We start from the raw sequence: 18072 nt of genomic DNA, 5'->3' as shown, positions 1-18072 counted from the left end.
TTTATGATTTTTCATATAAATACATAAAAATAATCGATATTTTTGTTATTTTTATTGAAGTAAGTGCAAGATAATTAAAATATTATTTTAAATAAGCTCCTCTTCAGTTATTACTTTTATTCCTTTGTTCATTAAGGCTTGAGCCGTTACGCCATTCCCCTCAATTAAGCACCCTTTAAAGTGCCCATCATAAATTTTCCCCTTACCACAAGAAGGAGACTTTGCTTTTAAAATTGCTTTTTCGATAGGATAATGTTCTAATAAACTCACTACCTTTTCTGCTCCTTTTAAAAAAGCTGCTGTTACATCCATTCCTGTTTTAGTATAAATTTTTGCATTACCTTGTAAAACATCCTGCGCACTGCCACCTATAATTTCAGCAGGTACTCTAGGAGTAGATAGCCCTCCTAGTACTTCTGGGCACACTTTTATATGAGGTTCTCTTTCACATAAAGTCATTACTGCTTCATTCTTGTTATCTCCACCATTATATTTACATTTTTCTCCACATAAACAGCTACTAACTAAAATCATCATGTATCCTCCTCTTTCTTTTATCTTTTTTTTATCATAACAAATTCTCCTTTCATTTGTTAGTCTTTAGTAAGGCCTTCTTTGATTAACTAAAAAGGCATGTCTTTTTAGTGAGACATGCCTTTTTATTACTTTTCTATTCTTACTTTTAATTGCTCATCTTCATAATCTACAACAAATGTAGAAAATGGTTCTACCTCTTCGGCAATTAAAGTTCTTGCAATTAGGGTTTCTACTTTACGTTGTAAGAAACGTTTCAGTGGTCTTGCACCAAATACAGGGTCAAACCCTTGCTCAGCAATATAAGCTTTTGAGGCTTCTGTTAATCTAACATGTAGTTGTTGATCCTCTAAACGTTTATTAAGATCTTTTTCTAACAAGCCAACAATGTGTACAATTTCATGTTGTTGTAGTGGTTTATAAAGTACAATTTCATCTAAACGGTTTAAAAATTCTGGTCTGAAATGCGTCTTCAAAAGATGATTAACCGTTTCTTCTGCTTCTTCTGAAATTTCACCTTGACTATTAATCCCTTCTAATATAGCTTGAGAACCTAGATTAGATGTTAAAATAATAATGGTATTTTTAAAGTCTACTGTACGCCCCTTAGAGTCTGTTATACGCCCATCATCTAAAACTTGTAAAAGAACATTAAACACATCTGGGTGTGCTTTTTCAACCTCATCAAATAAAATAACCGCATAAGGCTTACGTCTTACTGCTTCTGTAAGCTGACCACCTTCTTCATAACCTACATATCCCGGAGGTGCCCCTATTAATCTTGCCACAGCATGCTTCTCCATATATTCACTCATATCAATACGAATCATGCTGTGCTCATCATCAAATAACGCCTCCGCTAAAGCTTTAGCAAGCTCAGTTTTACCAACACCTGTAGGTCCTAAGAAAAGAAAAGAGCCAATAGGTCTTCGTGGATCTTTAATCCCTGCTCTTGAACGTAAGATAGCATCAGTGACTTTATCTACGGCTTCATTTTGACCAATCACACGTTTGTGTAAAATTTCTTCTAAACGAAGTAGTTTATGCCTTTCACCTTCCATTAATTTTGTAATAGGAATTTGAGTCCAACGCGCAATAATTTTTGCTATTTCTTCTTCATTAACCTTGTCTCGCAATAAATTACCTTCACTACCTTTGTAGGCCATGGCTTCCGCTTCTTCTAATTGCTTTTTAAGTCCTGGAATAATACCATATTTTAATTCAGCCGCTTTATTGTAATCATATTCTCTTTCAGCTTTTTGCATATTAGCTGTAGCTGTTTCAATTTCTTCTTTAATACCACGTACTTTCGTAATGACATCTTTTTCATTTTCCCATTGAGTACGCATAGCCTTAAACTTATCACGTAATTCAGCAAGTTCTTTTTGCGTATCTGCCAAGTTTTGTTTAGAAATAGGGTCATCTTCTTTCTTTAAGGCTGTTTCTGCAATCTCTAACTGAAGTACCTTTCTAGCAATCTCATCTAGTTCTGTAGGCATTGAATCAATCTCGGTACGTAGCATTGCACAAGCTTCATCTACTAAGTCGATGGCTTTATCAGGAAGGAATCTATCTGAAATATAACGATCTGATAAAGTTGCAGCTGCAATTAATGCATTATCTTGTATTTGAACCCCATGATAAATTTCATAGCGTTCTTTAATACCACGCAAAATAGCAATGGTATCTTCTACTGTGGGTTCTTCTACCATGACTGGCTGAAAACGTCTGGCTAGGGCTGCATCTTTTTCAATATATTGACGATATTCATTTAAAGTTGTGGCACCAATACAGTGGAGTTCACCACGGGCAAGCATTGGTTTCAGCAAGTTACCTGCATCCATAGACCCTTCTGTTTTACCTGCACCTACAATCGTATGAAGCTCATCAATAAATAAGATGATTTTACCTTCACTTTTCTTAATTTCTTGAAGTACAGCCTTTAGACGTTCCTCAAATTCTCCTCGATATTTAGCTCCTGCAATAAGTGAACCCATATCTAGAGCGAAAATACGACGATCTCTTAAAGTCTCGGGCACATCGCCTCTTACAATACGTTGTGCTAGGCCTTCAGCAATAGCTGTCTTTCCTACACCAGGTTCACCAATTAATACAGGATTATTTTTAGTTTTTCGTGATAAGATACGAATCACATTACGAATTTCACTATCACGTCCTATAACTGGATCAATTTTTTGTTCTTTAGCTCGTTCTACAAGATCATAACCATATTTATTAAGAACATCATAAGTACCCTCCGGCTCTTCACTTGTCACATGTGTATTTCCTCTAATTTCAGCTAATACCGCCATAAATGGCTTTTTGGCTATACCATAAGCCTTGAGTAGTTTTTCGCAATACCCACTACTTACTTCTATTAAAGCAAGCATGATATGTTCTACAGAAATATACTCATCAGACATGCTTTTAGCAATTTTTTCACTTTCACTTAATACTTTATCAACTTCACTAGACACGTACACTTTATCAAGTTCTCTACCAGGTCCACTGACACGCGGCAATTTAGCAATATCCTCACTAACTGATTGCGTCATACTACTAACACTCACATTCATCTTGGTTAAAAGATGAGGAATGAGGCCTTGTTCTTGAGTTAATAAAGCATAGAGTAAATGTAAGCTTTCTATTTGATTATTTTGATTTGAAATAGCGCTTTGCTGAGCGCTTTGAATTGCTTCAATTGATTTCTTTGTAAAATTTTGTGCATTCATTAGGCATCCTCCTTGCTTAAATTATTTTAAATAATTGTTTCATTATTTTTTAAATAAAGCTCATAATGCTTCATTAAAGTTAAGGTTTGATCTTTCTGTGTATCCAGTTGCCCAAAATACAATTTAAGCCCTCCATCTAGCACACTAATATATTCTGAGAGGGCTTCTGCTAGGGCTTCATAAGCAGTGGCATTTTTAAAATCTTTTAATTTAAGGACTCTAAGCCATTTAACCCCTTCTTCTCTTTGCCAATAAGTAGGCCCCACTCGATTTTCTATTGTAGCCCAAATTTGAAAGAACTGCTCTAAATAATGATGAAGTACTTCACTTTGTGTACGAGAGATCACTCGCAGTTCTCCTTTAACCTCTTCTCCTTGTTGATTAAGGTATAAACAATAGCGAATTGTAGGGTTATATTTATAGCGTAAAGCACTCTTGATACTATACATGTGGTCTGCAGCTTGATTTTGGATTTGAAAATGTTGATAGGGCCTTAGGTAATCTGACAGATGAGTAAAAATCGTTTGTAAACGTTGCTCAGGGGTCACAAGCGCCACCTTTTCAGCTAGGATTTGATTAATAAGATTAGATCGACTGGTCTGAAGTGAATAAGCCAGTTCATCAATGGCGGCTACGATATCATCCATCAGCACAAGACTGTAAACGCTTTTTTTCATTGCACCACCTCTTTCTTATAACATTGTATATCCGACTATATAATTTGTCAACATCATTATATAATATCAACAACAAATTATATATTCCTTCTTTGCCTAGTATGAGCTATCAACCTATTTCCTATACCTTACTTATAATTTTTCATTTATTGGTTAGACTACAACTAATCTAATCAATTAAAGGAGTTTTTTATGAAAAAGAAATGTATTACTCTCATATTGAGTCTAGGATTGATTTTAGGAAGTTTTGCTTTTTCTCGGCTAAAAGCAGCAAATGCACCCTTACTTTTACCTGTTACTCCTCCTACATCTTCTTATAAAGGATTAGTGAACGTTAATGCTTTACAAACAACTAATGCCATTTCTACTAAAGTGCTGGATCAAACCAAAATTGATTGGTGGTTAGTCCGCCCCAAAAATCACGTGGCTCCTGGCTTTAATGATAAACTAAAATTTAAGCTAAGTGATTATAGCGCCCTTTGTTTAGGAGACACCTCTAGAAAAGTGGTTTATCTAACCTTTGATGAAGGCTATGAAAATGGCTATACCCCTCAAATATTAGATGTCTTAAAGTCTAATAACGTAAAGGCTATGTTTTTCGTCACTTTACCTTATATGAAGCAAAATGAAGCCTTAATTAAACGTATGGAAGAAGAAGGACACTTAGTATGTAATCATAGTAATCACCATCTTTCTATGCCTACTTTAGTAGCAGATGAAACCAAATTTAACAAGGAACTAACAGATGTTTCAGCAGCTTATAATCAAATAACAGGTAAAACAATGCCTCCTTTTTTCAGACCCCCTATGGGACATTACTCTGAAAAAAGTCTAGCTCTTACTAAAGCCATGGGTTATCAAACTGTTTTTTGGAGCTTTGCTTACTGTGATTGGAAACCCGAAGCACAACCAGAACCTACAGGTGCAAAAAAACTTATGTTAGATGGTCTTCATAATGGAGCAGTTTATTTACTTCATGCTGTCTCTAAAACAAACGCTAACATTTTAGGGGACTTCATCAAAGAAGCTCAACATATGGGCTATACTTTTGAACTTCTACCTTACTAAACCTAAGTCACTTTTTTTATTATTTTATTCTTCTATCACAATAGCAAAAAGGGTTGTTGCCAATTGGCAACAACCCTTTTTACATTATTTATTTTCATTAAACATCCTATTTTCTTTTTCAAAATTAATCTTTTCTTTAATTAAATAAAGTGGTCTATTTTTGCTTTCATCATAAATACGTGCAATATATTCGCCTAAAAGTCCTATAGAAAATAGCTGTACACCACTAAAGAAAGTGATGGTCACCATCAATGAGGTCCATCCTGATACAACTGTTTGAAGGATATATTTTGAAACAAGTGAATATCCCAGAATCAAAATGGCTAATACAATCGTCATAAAGCCTAAACTTTGCACAAGCTTAAGCGGCTTTGTAGAAAAAGCAATAATACCATCTGTTGCAAAACGAATCATTTTTTTCAAAGGGTACTTGGTTTCGCCAGCTAGTCTTTCATCTCGTTCATATTCAATATAGGTTTGGTCAAAGCCTACCCAACTAATCATTCCTCTTACAAAGCGATTCCGTTCGGGCATTTGTTTAAACGCTTCTACTACACATCTGTCAATAAGTCTAAAATCACCTGTATCCATAGGAATCTCTATCTCTGCCATCATGTGCAAGAAGCGGTAAAAACACTTAGCAGTAACTAATTTAAACCAACTTTCGCCTTTACGTTTCTTACGCTTGGCATAAACCACATCATAGCCTTCTTGCCACTTTTCTACCATTTGCACAATAACTTCTGGTGGATCCTGCAAGTCTGCATCAATAACCACTGTAGCATCACCACTACTATGATAAATCCCTGCTGTTACTGCCACTTGATGACCAAAATTACGCGCAAAATCAATCACTTTAACACACCTATCTTTTTCAGCTATCTGTTTAAGCAATGGTAAGGTCTGATCTTTGCTTCCATCATTTACAAAAATGAATTCATACTTCCATTTGTTTTCATCCATCACTATTTTAAGTGCATCATAACAGGCTTCTATCACTGCTTCTTCAAAATAAGCAGGTATAATGACTGTTAGTAAAAATTCTGATTTCACAATTAACACATCCTTAGTATGGCTTTTTTGCTTATTATAGCACAATGCCTTTGTTATTCATAGAAGAAACCAATGTCCCAAGCTTCTATATAAGGTATAGCTCTACCTTTAGTTTCGCCATATTCGTTCAAATCTTCTATCAAATCATCTAAAGTCGCTAATAACGGGTCCAAGTCCTCATATACCTGTTTCATAATCAAATCTTCAAATGCCTTTTCTAAAATAATAGCAAAGGTCTCTTCTATTTCTTCTAAAACCACTTCCACTTCTCTTGTTTCCTTCTCTAGCGATGATACTTTGATCTCTGTACCTACCATTTCTCCTATTACCTTTGTCACCATTATCAAATTCTCACTTAAAGCAAGAAGCATACTGTAAAAAGGGGAGTTTCCCTTCTTTCTTAAAACTTCATTATGTTCTTCCATCCTTTGAGTAAACGTAGTATATTTCATCAGTTCATCCTCCTGTTATTTTTTAAGTAACTAATCCTGATATTATTATACTCATCCTCTTCTTTTTAGCAAAGGCTTAATACCCTATTTCTTCTAATAACCGACTCACTTCTAATACTAATTTCATGTCGCCATCGCTTAAAATCATACAATCACCGTTTTTTCTTATACCATAAGTTTCTAGAAATTTCGATATAGCCTTTAACAGTATGCTATCCTAGTATAAAAGAGAATGATTACTTCCAAAAGGACGATATAAAAAATAGGCTGCTGGCTAGCAACCCATTTAGAATTTACTCAAAAGTTCTTTCAAATAAACTTTGTTCTTCTGTTAAGTCTTTTAAATCTTTCATACCTACTTTTTCAAGTAAGCCTAATAACACTTCACTGTGTACTGGAATTTTAATAGCTGAATCATAAGCTGTTTTTTCTACTGCTCTTTTACCTTCTTCTGCTTTTATAATAGCTTTAGGCCCACCAACGCAGCCTCCTTTGCAACCCATTCCTTCTATAAAACTAGCACTAATCTTCCCCTCTGTTAGCTCTTCTAGTAGAGCTTTACAATCCTTCATGCCATCTACTTGTGTAGCACTAAACAAGTGACGCTTTTCAGGAAAGAGCTGATCCACAATGTCCCATACAGCTTCTGAAACGCCACCGGTTCTTGCATATAAACGACCACCTTTAGAAGCATAGTCAATAGAAGGTATGCCATCCAAATCTTGCGGCTGAATATTAAATGTATCAAAAATCACTTGTAACTCCTCAAAGGTTAATACAGCATCTACATCTCCTATTAGGTCCTTTTCCTTAGCTTCTGCTTTTTTCGCTATACAAGGCCCCACAAAAACAACTTTAACCTCAGGATCTAATAGTTTAAGTATACGTGCCATAGCAATCATAGGAGAGACCGAAGGAGAAACATTAGAAATAACTTGGTTATAAACCTTACGAAGCGCTGCCACCCACATTGGACAACAACAGGAAGTAATCATAAAATCTCCTTCTTGTTTAATATGGTGATTAAATTCTAGGGCCTCTTTTAAGCTTAGGATGTCTGCCGCTACCGCTACTTCCATCATATCAGTAAATCCAAGTTTAATAAAAGCTTCTCTTAATTGATCAAGGTTTACATTTTCACCAAATTGACCCGAAATAGCAGGTGCTACTATAGCAAATACTTTTTTCTTTTCTTGTAATAAAGAGGCAATAGGCAAAAACTGAAGAGTTTCCATATAATTTCCTGCATCACATGCACTCACACATCTGCCACAACTTATACATAAATTTTCATCAATCCACTTATCTTTCCCCTTCCTAACGATGGCATCAAAAGGACAAACACTTTGACACTTACTCTTACCTTCCTTATTTTCACAGTCTTTAGGACATACGCTTACCTTCTGAACAATTTTTTCTCTTACACGTTGTTTAGTCATAGCATCAATCAGTGTTTGAACAAACATGTAATCATCTTCACATTCACCTATCTCTACACCACATAAAGCTCCTAAAATTTCTCTTGCTTCATGAGTATCTGTAAAATCCTCTTTTAGCATTTTTTCAAAAGTCTTTTCAAACTCCTGGTTGTAATAAGCTCTTACTAATTTCCCATACAAAGTTCGATATCTCTCGTTCATTTTAGTCTCCTTTAATACCTTGTGCTTTAGGCTTATTGTAAATAAATCGTCCTATTTTTATACAAAAGCTTAAACATAATATCCCGTCACAGACATTCTAGCTACCTTGGTCCCCCATTCATCTTCTATATCCACTTGGTAAAAACAAATTTTATAGGTTGAAGAAATCACAGAAGCAGTAGCAATCAATTTATCCCCTTGTACCTTTCGCATAAAAGCAATTTGATTATCTAAAGAAACTGCTTTTTTTTCGCCACTATTAGCGGCTACAGCAAAAGCAAAGTCTCCTAATGTAAAAATAGCACCTCCTTGTACCTGTCCTCCAGCATTTCTATGTTTTGCAGTAAGCTCCATACTGCAAATAGCTTGATTTTCTTCTATATGATCAATTCGGATGCCACAATGTTTGGCAAATAAATCCTCTTCAAAAAATGCGCGTACTTCCTCTTCACACATCTTCATTTCTCCCTTCTTAAGAGCCTTTCATCACCTTTTATTGTTTATTGATAATAAATATCTTATGTATTTATAATTAGTAATTTATATTTTTATAATTTACATATTCCTTTTATTTAAAAAATATAAGTTTGATTTTTCTCTTTAAGGATATCTATTTAGAACTTTTATACTTTCTTCCTTTTAACCCACAGTAACCCACACACCCTATGTCTGTTATTTATTAATCTTTAATTTTTGCATAAACTATTTTCAATAAACTGTTGTGAGGATTTTCAACAGTATTTAATTCTATCAAATTAATTTTTTCTAGTAGAGCTGATAACTTTCGACACTTATAATTTCTTGGATCAAACCCTGGCACTCTTTTGCTAAGGTTTACTCCAAGTTCAGCTATATTGATCCATCCATTTTCTTCTGCATTTGTCGAGATAATAGAAATAACTTCTTTTTCAATGTCACTAAGCGTTGGAATACTAACTATTTCTTCAGTAGCTTCTTCAATATCTTGTGCAACCTCATGTTTCTTTTCTTGCGTTGTTACCCTTTTTGTTGTTTTATCTTTTTCTGCTATTTTATCTTCTACAACTGCTTCTGCTTCTGCCAGTGCTTCTTCTCTATACAGTATATCTAGATATTTAAATGTTTCACAAGCGGAAACAAGTGATTTAGGTGTTTTCCCTTCTCCCATTCCGATTACATTCATTCCTGCCTCTTTCAATCTCATAGCAAGTTTAGTAAAATCACTATCAGATGAGACTAAGCAAAAAGCACTTACTTTTCCAGAGTAAAGAATATCCATCGCATCAATAATTAAAGCCGAATCTGATGCACTTTTCCCCGAAGTATAATTACATTGCAATGCTGGTGTAAGTGCATATTCTTGTAAGTTTTTCATCCACGCCATGACGCTTGGATTTGAATAATCTCCATATACCCTTTTATATGTAGCAATACCATAGTTATTAACTTCATCCATAATTAATTTTATATACTTATTTGACACATTTTCTGCATCAATTAATACAGCTATTTTATCTTGTTTACTCATAAAAAATCCTCCTTTTTATTTTCATTATCCAGCCAACTATAGTACATTGTCAACGTCTTAATTTTTAGCAATTAATCTCTATTCTCAAAAATAAAATCAATTTACAAGTTATTATACGCTGCCTTATTGTAAGCATAAAACATCCCCGTGCTTGCCCTATCAACCCGCACTCAGGACTTTCACCCATTAGATTGCGCCATGCTGAGCACACACGCAAAAATAGCCAAGCGACATATATCACTTGGCTATTTTTGCTTACCAGCTCTTCATTATTCACTTTTAAAAACTTATGCTACCATCTCAAAGGGCATGACTGTAGCTCCTCAGGGCAGTATGCACTTTAAGGATAAATAGCACAAGTTATAAAAGTTTAAACGAAGAGTGAGGAGCTCCTTAAAAGTCTTAGCCGGTGCACCCTTGTGATGAGGAAGCTAAGGCTTTAAGACTCTGGTTTAAAACTTTGTTTTTGGTACTACTTCGTGTGTAAAGCCTAATTAAACAACTTATCATTTAAGCGTCTCCCTTTACAGCGCATCAGTGAACATTTTCCTTAAGTCCAGAGGTACCTATAACAATAGATTGAGACTTGGCTGACCCGGTCAGTTCCTCAGATTAAAGCTGTGGTGATTCTGCTTTGGAAAGTTATTTGTTTTATCTTTACACTATTGTATATGTGATCAAAAAGATGATTCCCTAATAAAGTTTTAAAGAATAATGTAGAGTTACAAAAAAGAATGATTAAAATTCTTTACTAACTCTTATTAAAACACAAAGAAGCAAGAACTCTTTGCAAAAAAATGCGATCAAAAAAGTTCTTGCTTTCTTATATTGTTTTTATTTTTTACAATAAAGTTTAAATAAACTATACTATTCACTATACATATTATTTCAAAAATTTAACAATCATTTTTATTATTTATTAAGTTATATAGTTCACAAAACTTATCTATAAAATATTTCCCTATTATACATATTAAAATCAATATAATTACAACTATAATTAAAATAGTTATAATCCAAACAGGTAGTTTAATGGTTTGATTTATCAATTCTTTAAAATCAAAAATCAATTCTGTTGCTTGATTTATAGCTAATCCCACCAAAGCAGCTACTATTATTCCTTCAAAAAGTATTTTTCTCATACTATCAAAAGAATTTAATTGTTCTTTCTCTTTACATTCTTTTTCATATACTCTTTTAAGCTGTTCTAATTCTTTTTGTTTTTCCAACTCTATTTTTTTAGTTATTATTCTTTCATTTAGCATATATTGCTCATCTTTTAAAGCTTTTATCAGTAAGTTTTTTTGATTTTTCGCCAAAGGCTCTTTTACATCGGGAACCCTTAAAAAGTATTCCAGCACTATCTGTTCAACAGCTTCTGTCGCCCCATTTTTTTCTCTTTTCCCCATTATTTTCTCCTCATAATACTATCAATTAACTCATCTAATACAATCCCATCCTTATTTTCTAATCTCACATCGATATTTTGTTGTAATTCTATTTCATTATGAGCAAAGTTATGTTCTTCTAATAAATTTACAACCTCATTGTAGACTGGATTATTTGAATTATGTGGATCTTTTATGGTAATAAGCACACAGAAATCTTGGTATAACTCACTTCCTATTTTTTCTGCTTTCTTTTCTGCCGCATCTCTAAATAGCCCTTCTATTTTTAAAAACCACTTTCTGTCTGCAGATAAATACTTACTTTTATTTGTAGTTGTCATCTCTTCTAAATCTAAAGCATATTTTTTTATAGGATAATACTTATCTCCATACTGGATTAATAATCTTTCTTTCCCTCCAAATTCCCCCTCATAAGACTTTAGCTTTTTCTTACTATAGCAAGATTGTTGTAATATATTTTGTCCATTTTCTTTACCTATTGGGTTCTTTATATAAGCTTTGGTTACATCTCTATAACATTTATTTTCATAGGTTCCTAAAGATACCCTTAGATCTGATTGACAATATTCTATACCTTGTGTAGGGTCTAGTATAGGATTATAAACAACTGTTACTGTAACTTGTCCATAGTAAAACCCATCTTTAATTAATGTATCTGGAAAAGGGAAATCCAAGATTTCTATAAAATCACCCTTTTCAAGCTGGTCTCTCATTATTAAAGTTACCTCATTAGGCGAATTATACAAAATATCTTTAACACTTGGTGGTAATCCAAATCCCATTTGATTAACTTTTTCACTGATTGGCAAGTCAATATTGTGTGGATATTTTGCGCTATGTACTACCAAACCTTTTAATAATAAAGAATCAAACTCCATATTTAATTCATGTTCAACTCCTGCGAGAATACTACTTACTCTAGGTGTTGAATAACTAGTTCCTACACTTTCTATTATTTCTCCATCTACATCAAAAGATCTTATTCCTGTTTGAGATACCTTACCCTCTTGATCTATCCCTACATTTCCACCATAATGCACTAAATCTGGCTTTATAATATATCCTGGCCCTCTACCTATTCGTGTAAAAGGAGATGGGTAGTTTTTTTCAACCATATCTCCTTCCTTCTTATCCTGTGCAATAGAACCTACTACTATAGCTCTTACACTATCTGCCGATTTAGATATTCTACTTTTAGGTGCTCCCTTTAAAAAAGCATTGCTATTCCCAGCAGATTTACATATTAGTACATCGTATTTGTCTTGTAAAGCATCCAATGCCATTCCAAAGTCAGAGAATTGGTCTATATCACTTTCCTCTTTTGTTCCTATAGATAAATTCCATATCTTAATTTTATTCCCATATCTTCTTAATGTAGTTTCAATATTTTGGATTAATATATCTTGATCAATAGCTTCTTTTTCACTAAATATAGCAGCATCAAACACCTTACATCCTTTAATACCAAGATAATTTTTATTTTCAAGTTCATCACCATATGCAATGATTCCTGCAACAAATGTCCCATGTTTCTTTAACAAATACTCTTCAGGAAAACAATAATTTTTCTCTTTATCAATCCACATATCAAGATATTTATTATTTTCAATTCCAGTATCCAATACACCCACAATAGGATATTGTATATTATTCTCTGGTATTTTTACACCAACTTCTGTATATTCTTCTACAAAATTACTTTCTTCAATCATATAACTTGGCATATTCTCAATAGAAAAAATAGATTCGAACTTTAATAACTTTTCTAATATATCAATATCATCCAAACTCAGCTTATATACATTGATGTCTTCTGTATATTGTGTCTTAGTTAGAGAAAGGCTATGTTCCCTGCATAATGCTTCAAATGATAATGCCACAGCACTATCTAATTCATAGTTATCATATGATAGAAGTCTTATTTTTAACGGGTGTCCTACCGGCTCACTAATATTGATGTCTGGTCTAAATAAGTCTATTTCCTCAATTGCTGAAATTGCTTGGGCATTTTTACTCAGTTTCGATAACTCACCTTCTATCTTATATAAGTCATCTAATGTATCTATCTTTATAATGAGTCTATTCTCATCTACTATTCCTATTATATTTTCTTGTTGATTTACGTTAAAGAGTTTAGAGATTTTTTTTCTATGCGATTTAGCAATAGCATCTTCATTTATTGTCGCTTCTATAGCTAATGGTATAAAATCTCGTTTTGGATTTCTTTTCTCAAAATATACTTTTCCCTTTTTAATGCCATTAGCTAATTCCCCTGCCCTTTTTTCTAATTCATCTCCTTGTAATACCCACCGAGGTAACTCTTGATTTCCCATCCCTTCTACTGAACGCTCATCAATAGTTTCCCTTTTACTGAAAATCTGAACTGGTAATTTCTTCTCCATCATTAATTCCTCCCCAATGATATTACTTTTCTAAAATTGTTTTTACTGACCTTAGTGGTATCCCTACTAACTTAAAAATACTCCTTTGTTGTACTCCATACTTATGCAAAAACTTAACTGCATCCTCTATATCTTTTAGGCTATGTTTTCTATATAAATAAATCTCATAAATAAAATTATTATATAATACTTTATCTTCCTCCCTTAAAATAGTTTTTTTAATTGTATTCATACAGATACTTTTTACATCAGCAGCAGCTAGTCCTAATAATGCCTCCGAGCTTAACTCTAACTTTTTTTGGTTATCTCTAAAATCATATTCAACGCTATCTAAATACTGCTTTATCAATACAGATGTTTGCTGTAAATCAGGTGGTAATACTTCAACTGTCATTGAAAATCTTCTCCATATAGCTGCATCTAAAAGTTCATGATGATTTGTAGCTGCTATTAACACATTATTTTTATTAAACTCATCAATGTTTTGTAATAAACTATTAATTACTCTTTTTAGTTCACCCAATTCTTTTTTATCATCTCTTGCTTTTGCTATAGCATCAAATTCATCTAAAAATAGAATACACGGTCTATTATTGGCATATTCAAATACCTTTCTAATGTTTTTAGCTGTATTCCCTAATAATGATGAAACAAGGGCATCCAATCTGACAATTACTAATGGTAGTTTTGTTTTATAAGAAATTAAGTGAGCAATACTTGTTTTTCCTGTACCTGGAATACCATATAATAATAATGACGTAGTACTATCTACTCCAATTTTATTTAACTTATCTCTCTGTTTTATTGATAAAATAAATTCCTCTATTATATTTTCTAAATAACTTGGTAAAACCAAATTTATCTCTTGATTAGGCATTATAATATCAGCAATATTCATCTTAGTTTCTTGATCAATTGGTGTAACTAAAAAATCATCTAAATACATCGGTGTAACATCTTTTTTGTTTATAATATCGACTATTTTATTGGCAAATTTATCTTCTCCATCTTTTTTGAGGTTATCTACCAATAACTTACTATAACTTAATACTTTATTTCTATCTCTATTTATTCCACCTTCTATTATTTTCAAAATTTCATTATACATATTCACCATCCTCTTATTAATTATAGCACCCCACTCCCATTTACACTATACTTTTGTGTTATTTTATTTGATTTCCGTGCTCAAAAATACATTATCGTGTATTATAACGGCTATATTGTGATTTTCATTCAATATTATTATGTTCAAACAATATTCTTATTTTATATAGTTCGTAAAAAAAATAGATTAGAGTTATTTCCCTAATCTATTTTTCTCACATGATTTTTAATTTAATTATATGCTATCCACTACCTTATTAAGTGCACTCATTTTCCTGTTATATTCACGGTGCTGAACTCCTCTACAAGTTCTACATACCCCTCTTAGATAGCCATTACTACGTATATTCCAACTAAAATATTTTTCTGTAAGAGGATATTCTTTTTTGCATTTTATACAAACTCTTTTAATTCCATTATCACAATTATATTCAACAATTTTTTCTTGGCATTTTCTGCAAAGTGTTTTTCCTCTCTCTACATCTACTAACATATCCTTAACATCTTCATACTCTCCACACTCTAAACATCTACACTTATCCTCTTTTAAACATTTACAACATATAGGTTTCTTATCATTTAAAAATTGGCCTGAATAGTTCCACTTACCACATACTGCACATTTTTTTATTCCTAATGCTTTTATAGTTTCTCGCTTGAATTTAGCATGCTCTTTAGCAGTAACTCCTGGTGGCTTCTCTCCGCAATTCAAAAAATCAATAGCTCTCTGCAACACTTCTTCTTGAGTAGAAGTAATGTGGTTTTTTCTGACCATTATCTTCTCTTCTCCTTGCCCCATATGATTTTATTTTCTTGTGATTGACGGTCATTATATACTGCATATAGGGCTAGACTTAATCCCTCTGCTGTATTTTTTGCAACCTTACTCCCTATTAAATACTGTGCAGCTGAAACTACTCCGTTTAAGCCTTTTTCTTTTAGTCGACGTACTAATATAACCTCTTTAATATTTGAATTATAATGTAATAAACGTGCTATTTCTAAAAGTAATGTATGATTAAATCTATCCTTATTAAAAGCATTCATATAAACATCCAAAGCTTTATCTAATAGCTCGCCACCATAATTTTTAAATATTTTCTCTATTGCAGTACATCCTTTTGTATCTTTACCTATCTCTAGACCATGCTTCTTACATATTCTATCGACTTCCATAATTTCTGGATTTCCTGCTACTAAAGCCACCATAAAACTATCTATCGCTTTAGGTTGCTTTCTCTCTTTATTCAGATGTAAATACTTATTAGCTTCATCTTCTAACGTCAACCCTTCATATACTTGACAAGGAATTTCCTTTACCCCTAATTTACACATAGCTAAATATCTGTGTTGTCCATCTGCTATGTAATAGAAGCCATCCTCTCTTTTGCAAACAGTTAAAACGCCTACCTCTTCTGGTTTGAATGATTTAGCGATTTTATCTACTCTACTAGACACAACTTGTCCTTGCACTCTTCTATCAATACGAAGTTTCCTCAAGTCCACTGTATCAAAATAAACTGTTATTTCTGGTTTAATTTGATCTAACAATGAAACCCTCTGTTCATCTTGCTCTGAGTGCAATTTTAATAATTCCTCTTCAAAATTCATGATACTATCTCCTTATTTTGTTTTCTTGATAAGTTAGCTTGTTTTCTTACTAAGTTAGTTTGTTTTCTTACTAAGTTATCAAAAATGGATTTTAGTCAACCTATTGCCCTAAAGAAGTTTTTTTAGTATCATTATCTTGGTTGGTATTGTAATAATACTAAAAAATCTAAGAGGTGAAATATTCCAGTATTTCATCTCTTTATATTCAGTTGACATAAGTATTCTAATTTATTTAAGCCACCTTGTCTATACGCCTCTGTTCTATTCATAATAATAAAATAATTTATATATTTCTATGCTCTCTAAGTTATTAACCAGCCTTATTCAACAACAAATTCATACATTTTTTCAACCTCTTTTTTTAAATCATTATCTAAATGTTTCTTTCTTTTTATTTCTATCTCCTCATCATAACTTAACTGTTCAATATCATACTTCTGCCAAGTCCCCGTATTTTTAATAAGTCCATACAATAATCTTATAATTACTTTTTCCCAATTTTTCTTTTTATTACTCTTTAAAATAAGTGTTGATAATGACTTCTTTTCTCTTTCTATTTCAATAACGACTCGTTCTTTTTCATCTTCCATAATAATTTTACACAAAATATATTTTCTAGGCGTTATTCCATTCTCTAGAAAAGCAAATCTTCCCATCTTAATTTCATTTAATTTATTTGTTAATACTTCAATGTTTTTTATTTTTTGCTCCTCTTTTAACAATCTCATTACTTGTATAAATACTTCACACTGCCCATCTATTTGTATCTCCTTTAAGCTCTTAAATTCTAGACCTCTAACAATATTTTCCCCTCCCTCTTCTCCAAAAGCTCTACGTCCCTTGTCATCATGAAAATACTGCTTAGTAGTACTATCAGATAACACTCTTTTAGGTTCATCTTCTATTCCTTTTTTTCTTATAGTGGGCTTGACAGTATAGCTATGTATAATACTATTGTTTGATATCATTTCAATTCCTTTTGTAGAGCCATCTACGTCTTTTTCTACCTTTAACTCTTCACTTTTAGTATAACTATATGTAATATATTCTCTCTTTTTAATCCCCTTAGTAACACACATACCACCCAACATAGGATGTTCTATTAGTAATTGCTCAATTAAAATTCTTTTCTCTTTCAAGACCAGGATTTCTCTAATAAAGACCTTAGTTCCCTTTATTTTTACACGTGCTCTTATACTAAAATCATTCAATTTAAATTCAAACTTACAAGATTCATTTTCGCCTACCCTATAATTACTGGAAATTTGACAGAACATGGATCTGACTTGATTATTTGTTATAATCCATGCTAAATGATATAACTTTTCATTGCTCAAAAGTTTTTTATTGTATTCATTGCTAAAGTAGATTTTTAAAACATTATCTTCGACCTCATACACAAAGTATTCGGACATAACATCCATAGAAAGCATTAGCCGTAATGTAAAGCTATCTATGCCTAAAACTCCACGTATAATCTCAATACTTGGTATAATATATAACTTATTATCTTTTTTAAAATTAAATGTCCTAGATATTCCTATTTCTTTTGTTCCTTGTATATCCCATGGTCGTTCATTATATTGTGCATATGTATTATCTAAGTTAACATCTATTATAAAAGTCCCTTCTTCCACTTCAGCCTGATTTATAATACCATTACTATAGACTTTCCCCATAGAAAAAAAATGAATGGTAGGCCAATCAACTACAATGCCTTTTGTTTCTTGCCTTGTAATAGATCTAAAATATACCTTAACCACCCACTTTTTATTTTCCTTGAAAGGCTCCCCAATCCATATTAGCTTTGCATTTTCATCCTGTCCAAAAGGCCATTCCTTAAGTCTTACTATTTTACTCATGCATTTATCCCCCACTCA

At 32.5% G+C, this 18072-nt stretch carries 15 protein-coding genes; 1 reads left to right on the top strand and 14 read right to left on the bottom strand.

Going from position 1 to position 18072, the window contains the following annotated elements; all coding sequences use genetic code 11:
- Positions 1 to 87: 87 nt before the first annotated feature.
- The 3 genes from EKH84_RS12400 to EKH84_RS12390 all read right to left on the bottom strand — a co-directional run bounded on the left by EKH84_RS12400 (position 88) and on the right by EKH84_RS12390 (position 3943).
- On the bottom strand, positions 88 to 534 hold the full coding sequence (locus EKH84_RS12400) for a DUF523 domain-containing protein (protein ID WP_127066552.1): 447 nt from the start codon (positions 532 to 534) through the stop codon (positions 88 to 90).
- 128 nt (positions 535 to 662) lie between these two features.
- The gene (gene clpB / locus EKH84_RS12395) at positions 663 to 3266 is read right to left on the bottom strand and encodes an ATP-dependent chaperone ClpB (RefSeq protein WP_127066551.1); all 2604 of its coding nucleotides are present in this window, start codon (positions 3264 to 3266) and stop codon (positions 663 to 665) included.
- Between the two features lie 26 nt (positions 3267 to 3292).
- A complete protein-coding gene (locus tag EKH84_RS12390; RefSeq protein ID WP_127066550.1) occupies positions 3293 to 3943 on the bottom strand; it encodes a hypothetical protein in 651 nt (216 codons plus the stop codon).
- 192 nt (positions 3944 to 4135) lie between these two features.
- Between EKH84_RS12390 and pdaA the strand changes: the two genes are divergently transcribed.
- Entirely contained in the window at positions 4136 to 5011 is an 876-nt protein-coding gene (gene pdaA, locus EKH84_RS12385; protein ID WP_127066549.1) for a delta-lactam-biosynthetic de-N-acetylase, read from the top strand.
- A gap of 84 nt (positions 5012 to 5095) precedes the next feature.
- Here pdaA and EKH84_RS12380 read toward each other — a convergent pair whose 3' ends face one another.
- The 11 genes from EKH84_RS12380 to EKH84_RS12330 all read right to left on the bottom strand — a co-directional run bounded on the left by EKH84_RS12380 (position 5096) and on the right by EKH84_RS12330 (position 18054).
- Entirely contained in the window at positions 5096 to 6064 is a 969-nt protein-coding gene (locus tag EKH84_RS12380; RefSeq protein ID WP_013657051.1) for a glycosyltransferase family 2 protein, read from the bottom strand.
- A gap of 53 nt (positions 6065 to 6117) precedes the next feature.
- Positions 6118 to 6516 (bottom strand): hypothetical protein, encoded by a 399-nt coding sequence (locus tag EKH84_RS12375; protein WP_127066548.1) that lies wholly within the window; start codon positions 6514 to 6516, stop codon positions 6118 to 6120.
- A 293-nt stretch (positions 6517 to 6809) separates the two neighbouring features.
- Positions 6810 to 8156, bottom strand: a complete 1347-nt coding sequence (locus tag EKH84_RS12370; protein WP_127066547.1) for a [Fe-Fe] hydrogenase large subunit C-terminal domain-containing protein — start codon at positions 8154 to 8156, stop codon at positions 6810 to 6812.
- 69 nt (positions 8157 to 8225) lie between these two features.
- Positions 8226 to 8618, bottom strand: coding sequence for a PaaI family thioesterase (locus EKH84_RS12365; protein ID WP_127066546.1), 393 nt, complete (start codon positions 8616 to 8618; stop codon positions 8226 to 8228).
- Positions 8619 to 8835: 217 nt separating this feature from the next.
- Positions 8836 to 9663: an NYN domain-containing protein gene (locus tag EKH84_RS12360; RefSeq protein ID WP_127066545.1), complete on the bottom strand. Its 828-nt coding sequence runs from the start codon at positions 9661 to 9663 to the stop codon at positions 8836 to 8838.
- Between the two features lie 896 nt (positions 9664 to 10559).
- Positions 10560 to 11072, bottom strand: coding sequence for a hypothetical protein (locus tag EKH84_RS12355; RefSeq protein ID WP_127066544.1), 513 nt, complete (start codon positions 11070 to 11072; stop codon positions 10560 to 10562).
- Positions 11072 to 13474: a S8 family peptidase gene (locus EKH84_RS12350; protein ID WP_127066543.1), complete on the bottom strand. Its 2403-nt coding sequence runs from the start codon at positions 13472 to 13474 to the stop codon at positions 11072 to 11074. The genes EKH84_RS12355 and EKH84_RS12350 overlap by 1 nt, the downstream gene beginning before the upstream one ends.
- A gap of 22 nt (positions 13475 to 13496) precedes the next feature.
- On the bottom strand, positions 13497 to 14582 hold the full coding sequence (locus EKH84_RS12345; protein WP_127066542.1) for an AAA family ATPase: 1086 nt from the start codon (positions 14580 to 14582) through the stop codon (positions 13497 to 13499).
- A 234-nt stretch (positions 14583 to 14816) separates the two neighbouring features.
- On the bottom strand, positions 14817 to 15356 hold the full coding sequence (locus tag EKH84_RS12340; protein WP_127066541.1) for a hypothetical protein: 540 nt from the start codon (positions 15354 to 15356) through the stop codon (positions 14817 to 14819).
- Entirely contained in the window at positions 15356 to 16192 is an 837-nt protein-coding gene (locus tag EKH84_RS12335) for a ParB/Srx family N-terminal domain-containing protein (RefSeq protein ID WP_127066540.1), read from the bottom strand. The genes EKH84_RS12340 and EKH84_RS12335 overlap by 1 nt, the downstream gene beginning before the upstream one ends.
- 320 nt (positions 16193 to 16512) lie before the next feature.
- The gene (locus EKH84_RS12330; RefSeq protein WP_127066539.1) at positions 16513 to 18054 is read right to left on the bottom strand and encodes a Tn7-like element transposition protein TnsE; all 1542 of its coding nucleotides are present in this window, start codon (positions 18052 to 18054) and stop codon (positions 16513 to 16515) included.
- Between the last annotated feature and the right edge of the window lie 18 nt (positions 18055 to 18072).

The organism is Cellulosilyticum sp. WCF-2 (assembly GCF_003990395.1).
Taxonomy (GTDB): Bacteria; Bacillota; Clostridia; order Lachnospirales; family Cellulosilyticaceae; genus Cellulosilyticum; species Cellulosilyticum lentocellum.
Note: the sequence above shows the minus strand (reverse complement) of the source record. Positions and strands in the feature narration are given on the sequence as shown.

Bases quoted from the DNA above. Each gene is read 5' to 3' on its own strand.
- clpB (WP_127066551.1), bottom strand. From the start codon at position 3,266: ATGAATGCACAAAATTTTACAAAGAAATCAATTGAAGCAATTCAAAGC.
- EKH84_RS12360 (WP_127066545.1), bottom strand. From the start codon at position 9,663: ATGAGTAAACAAGATAAAATAGCTGTATTAATTGATGCAGAAAATGTG.
- EKH84_RS12350 (WP_127066543.1), bottom strand. From the start codon at position 13,474: ATGGAGAAGAAATTACCAGTTCAGATTTTCAGTAAAAGGGAAACTATT.
- EKH84_RS12340 (WP_127066541.1), bottom strand. From the start codon at position 15,356: ATGGTCAGAAAAAACCACATTACTTCTACTCAAGAAGAAGTGTTGCAG.
- EKH84_RS12330 (WP_127066539.1), bottom strand. From the start codon at position 18,054: ATGAGTAAAATAGTAAGACTTAAGGAATGGCCTTTTGGACAGGATGAA.
- EKH84_RS12400 (WP_127066552.1), bottom strand. From the start codon at position 534: ATGATTTTAGTTAGTAGCTGTTTATGTGGAGAAAAATGTAAATATAAT.
- pdaA (WP_127066549.1), top strand. From the start codon at position 4,136: ATGAAAAAGAAATGTATTACTCTCATATTGAGTCTAGGATTGATTTTA.
- EKH84_RS12365 (WP_127066546.1), bottom strand. From the start codon at position 8,618: ATGAAGATGTGTGAAGAGGAAGTACGCGCATTTTTTGAAGAGGATTTA.
- EKH84_RS12375 (WP_127066548.1), bottom strand. From the start codon at position 6,516: ATGAAATATACTACGTTTACTCAAAGGATGGAAGAACATAATGAAGTT.
- EKH84_RS12370 (WP_127066547.1), bottom strand. From the start codon at position 8,156: ATGAACGAGAGATATCGAACTTTGTATGGGAAATTAGTAAGAGCTTAT.
- EKH84_RS12355 (WP_127066544.1), bottom strand. From the start codon at position 11,072: ATGGGGAAAAGAGAAAAAAATGGGGCGACAGAAGCTGTTGAACAGATA.
- EKH84_RS12335 (WP_127066540.1), bottom strand. From the start codon at position 16,192: ATGAATTTTGAAGAGGAATTATTAAAATTGCACTCAGAGCAAGATGAA.
- EKH84_RS12345 (WP_127066542.1), bottom strand. From the start codon at position 14,582: ATGTATAATGAAATTTTGAAAATAATAGAAGGTGGAATAAATAGAGAT.
- EKH84_RS12390 (WP_127066550.1), bottom strand. From the start codon at position 3,943: ATGAAAAAAAGCGTTTACAGTCTTGTGCTGATGGATGATATCGTAGCC.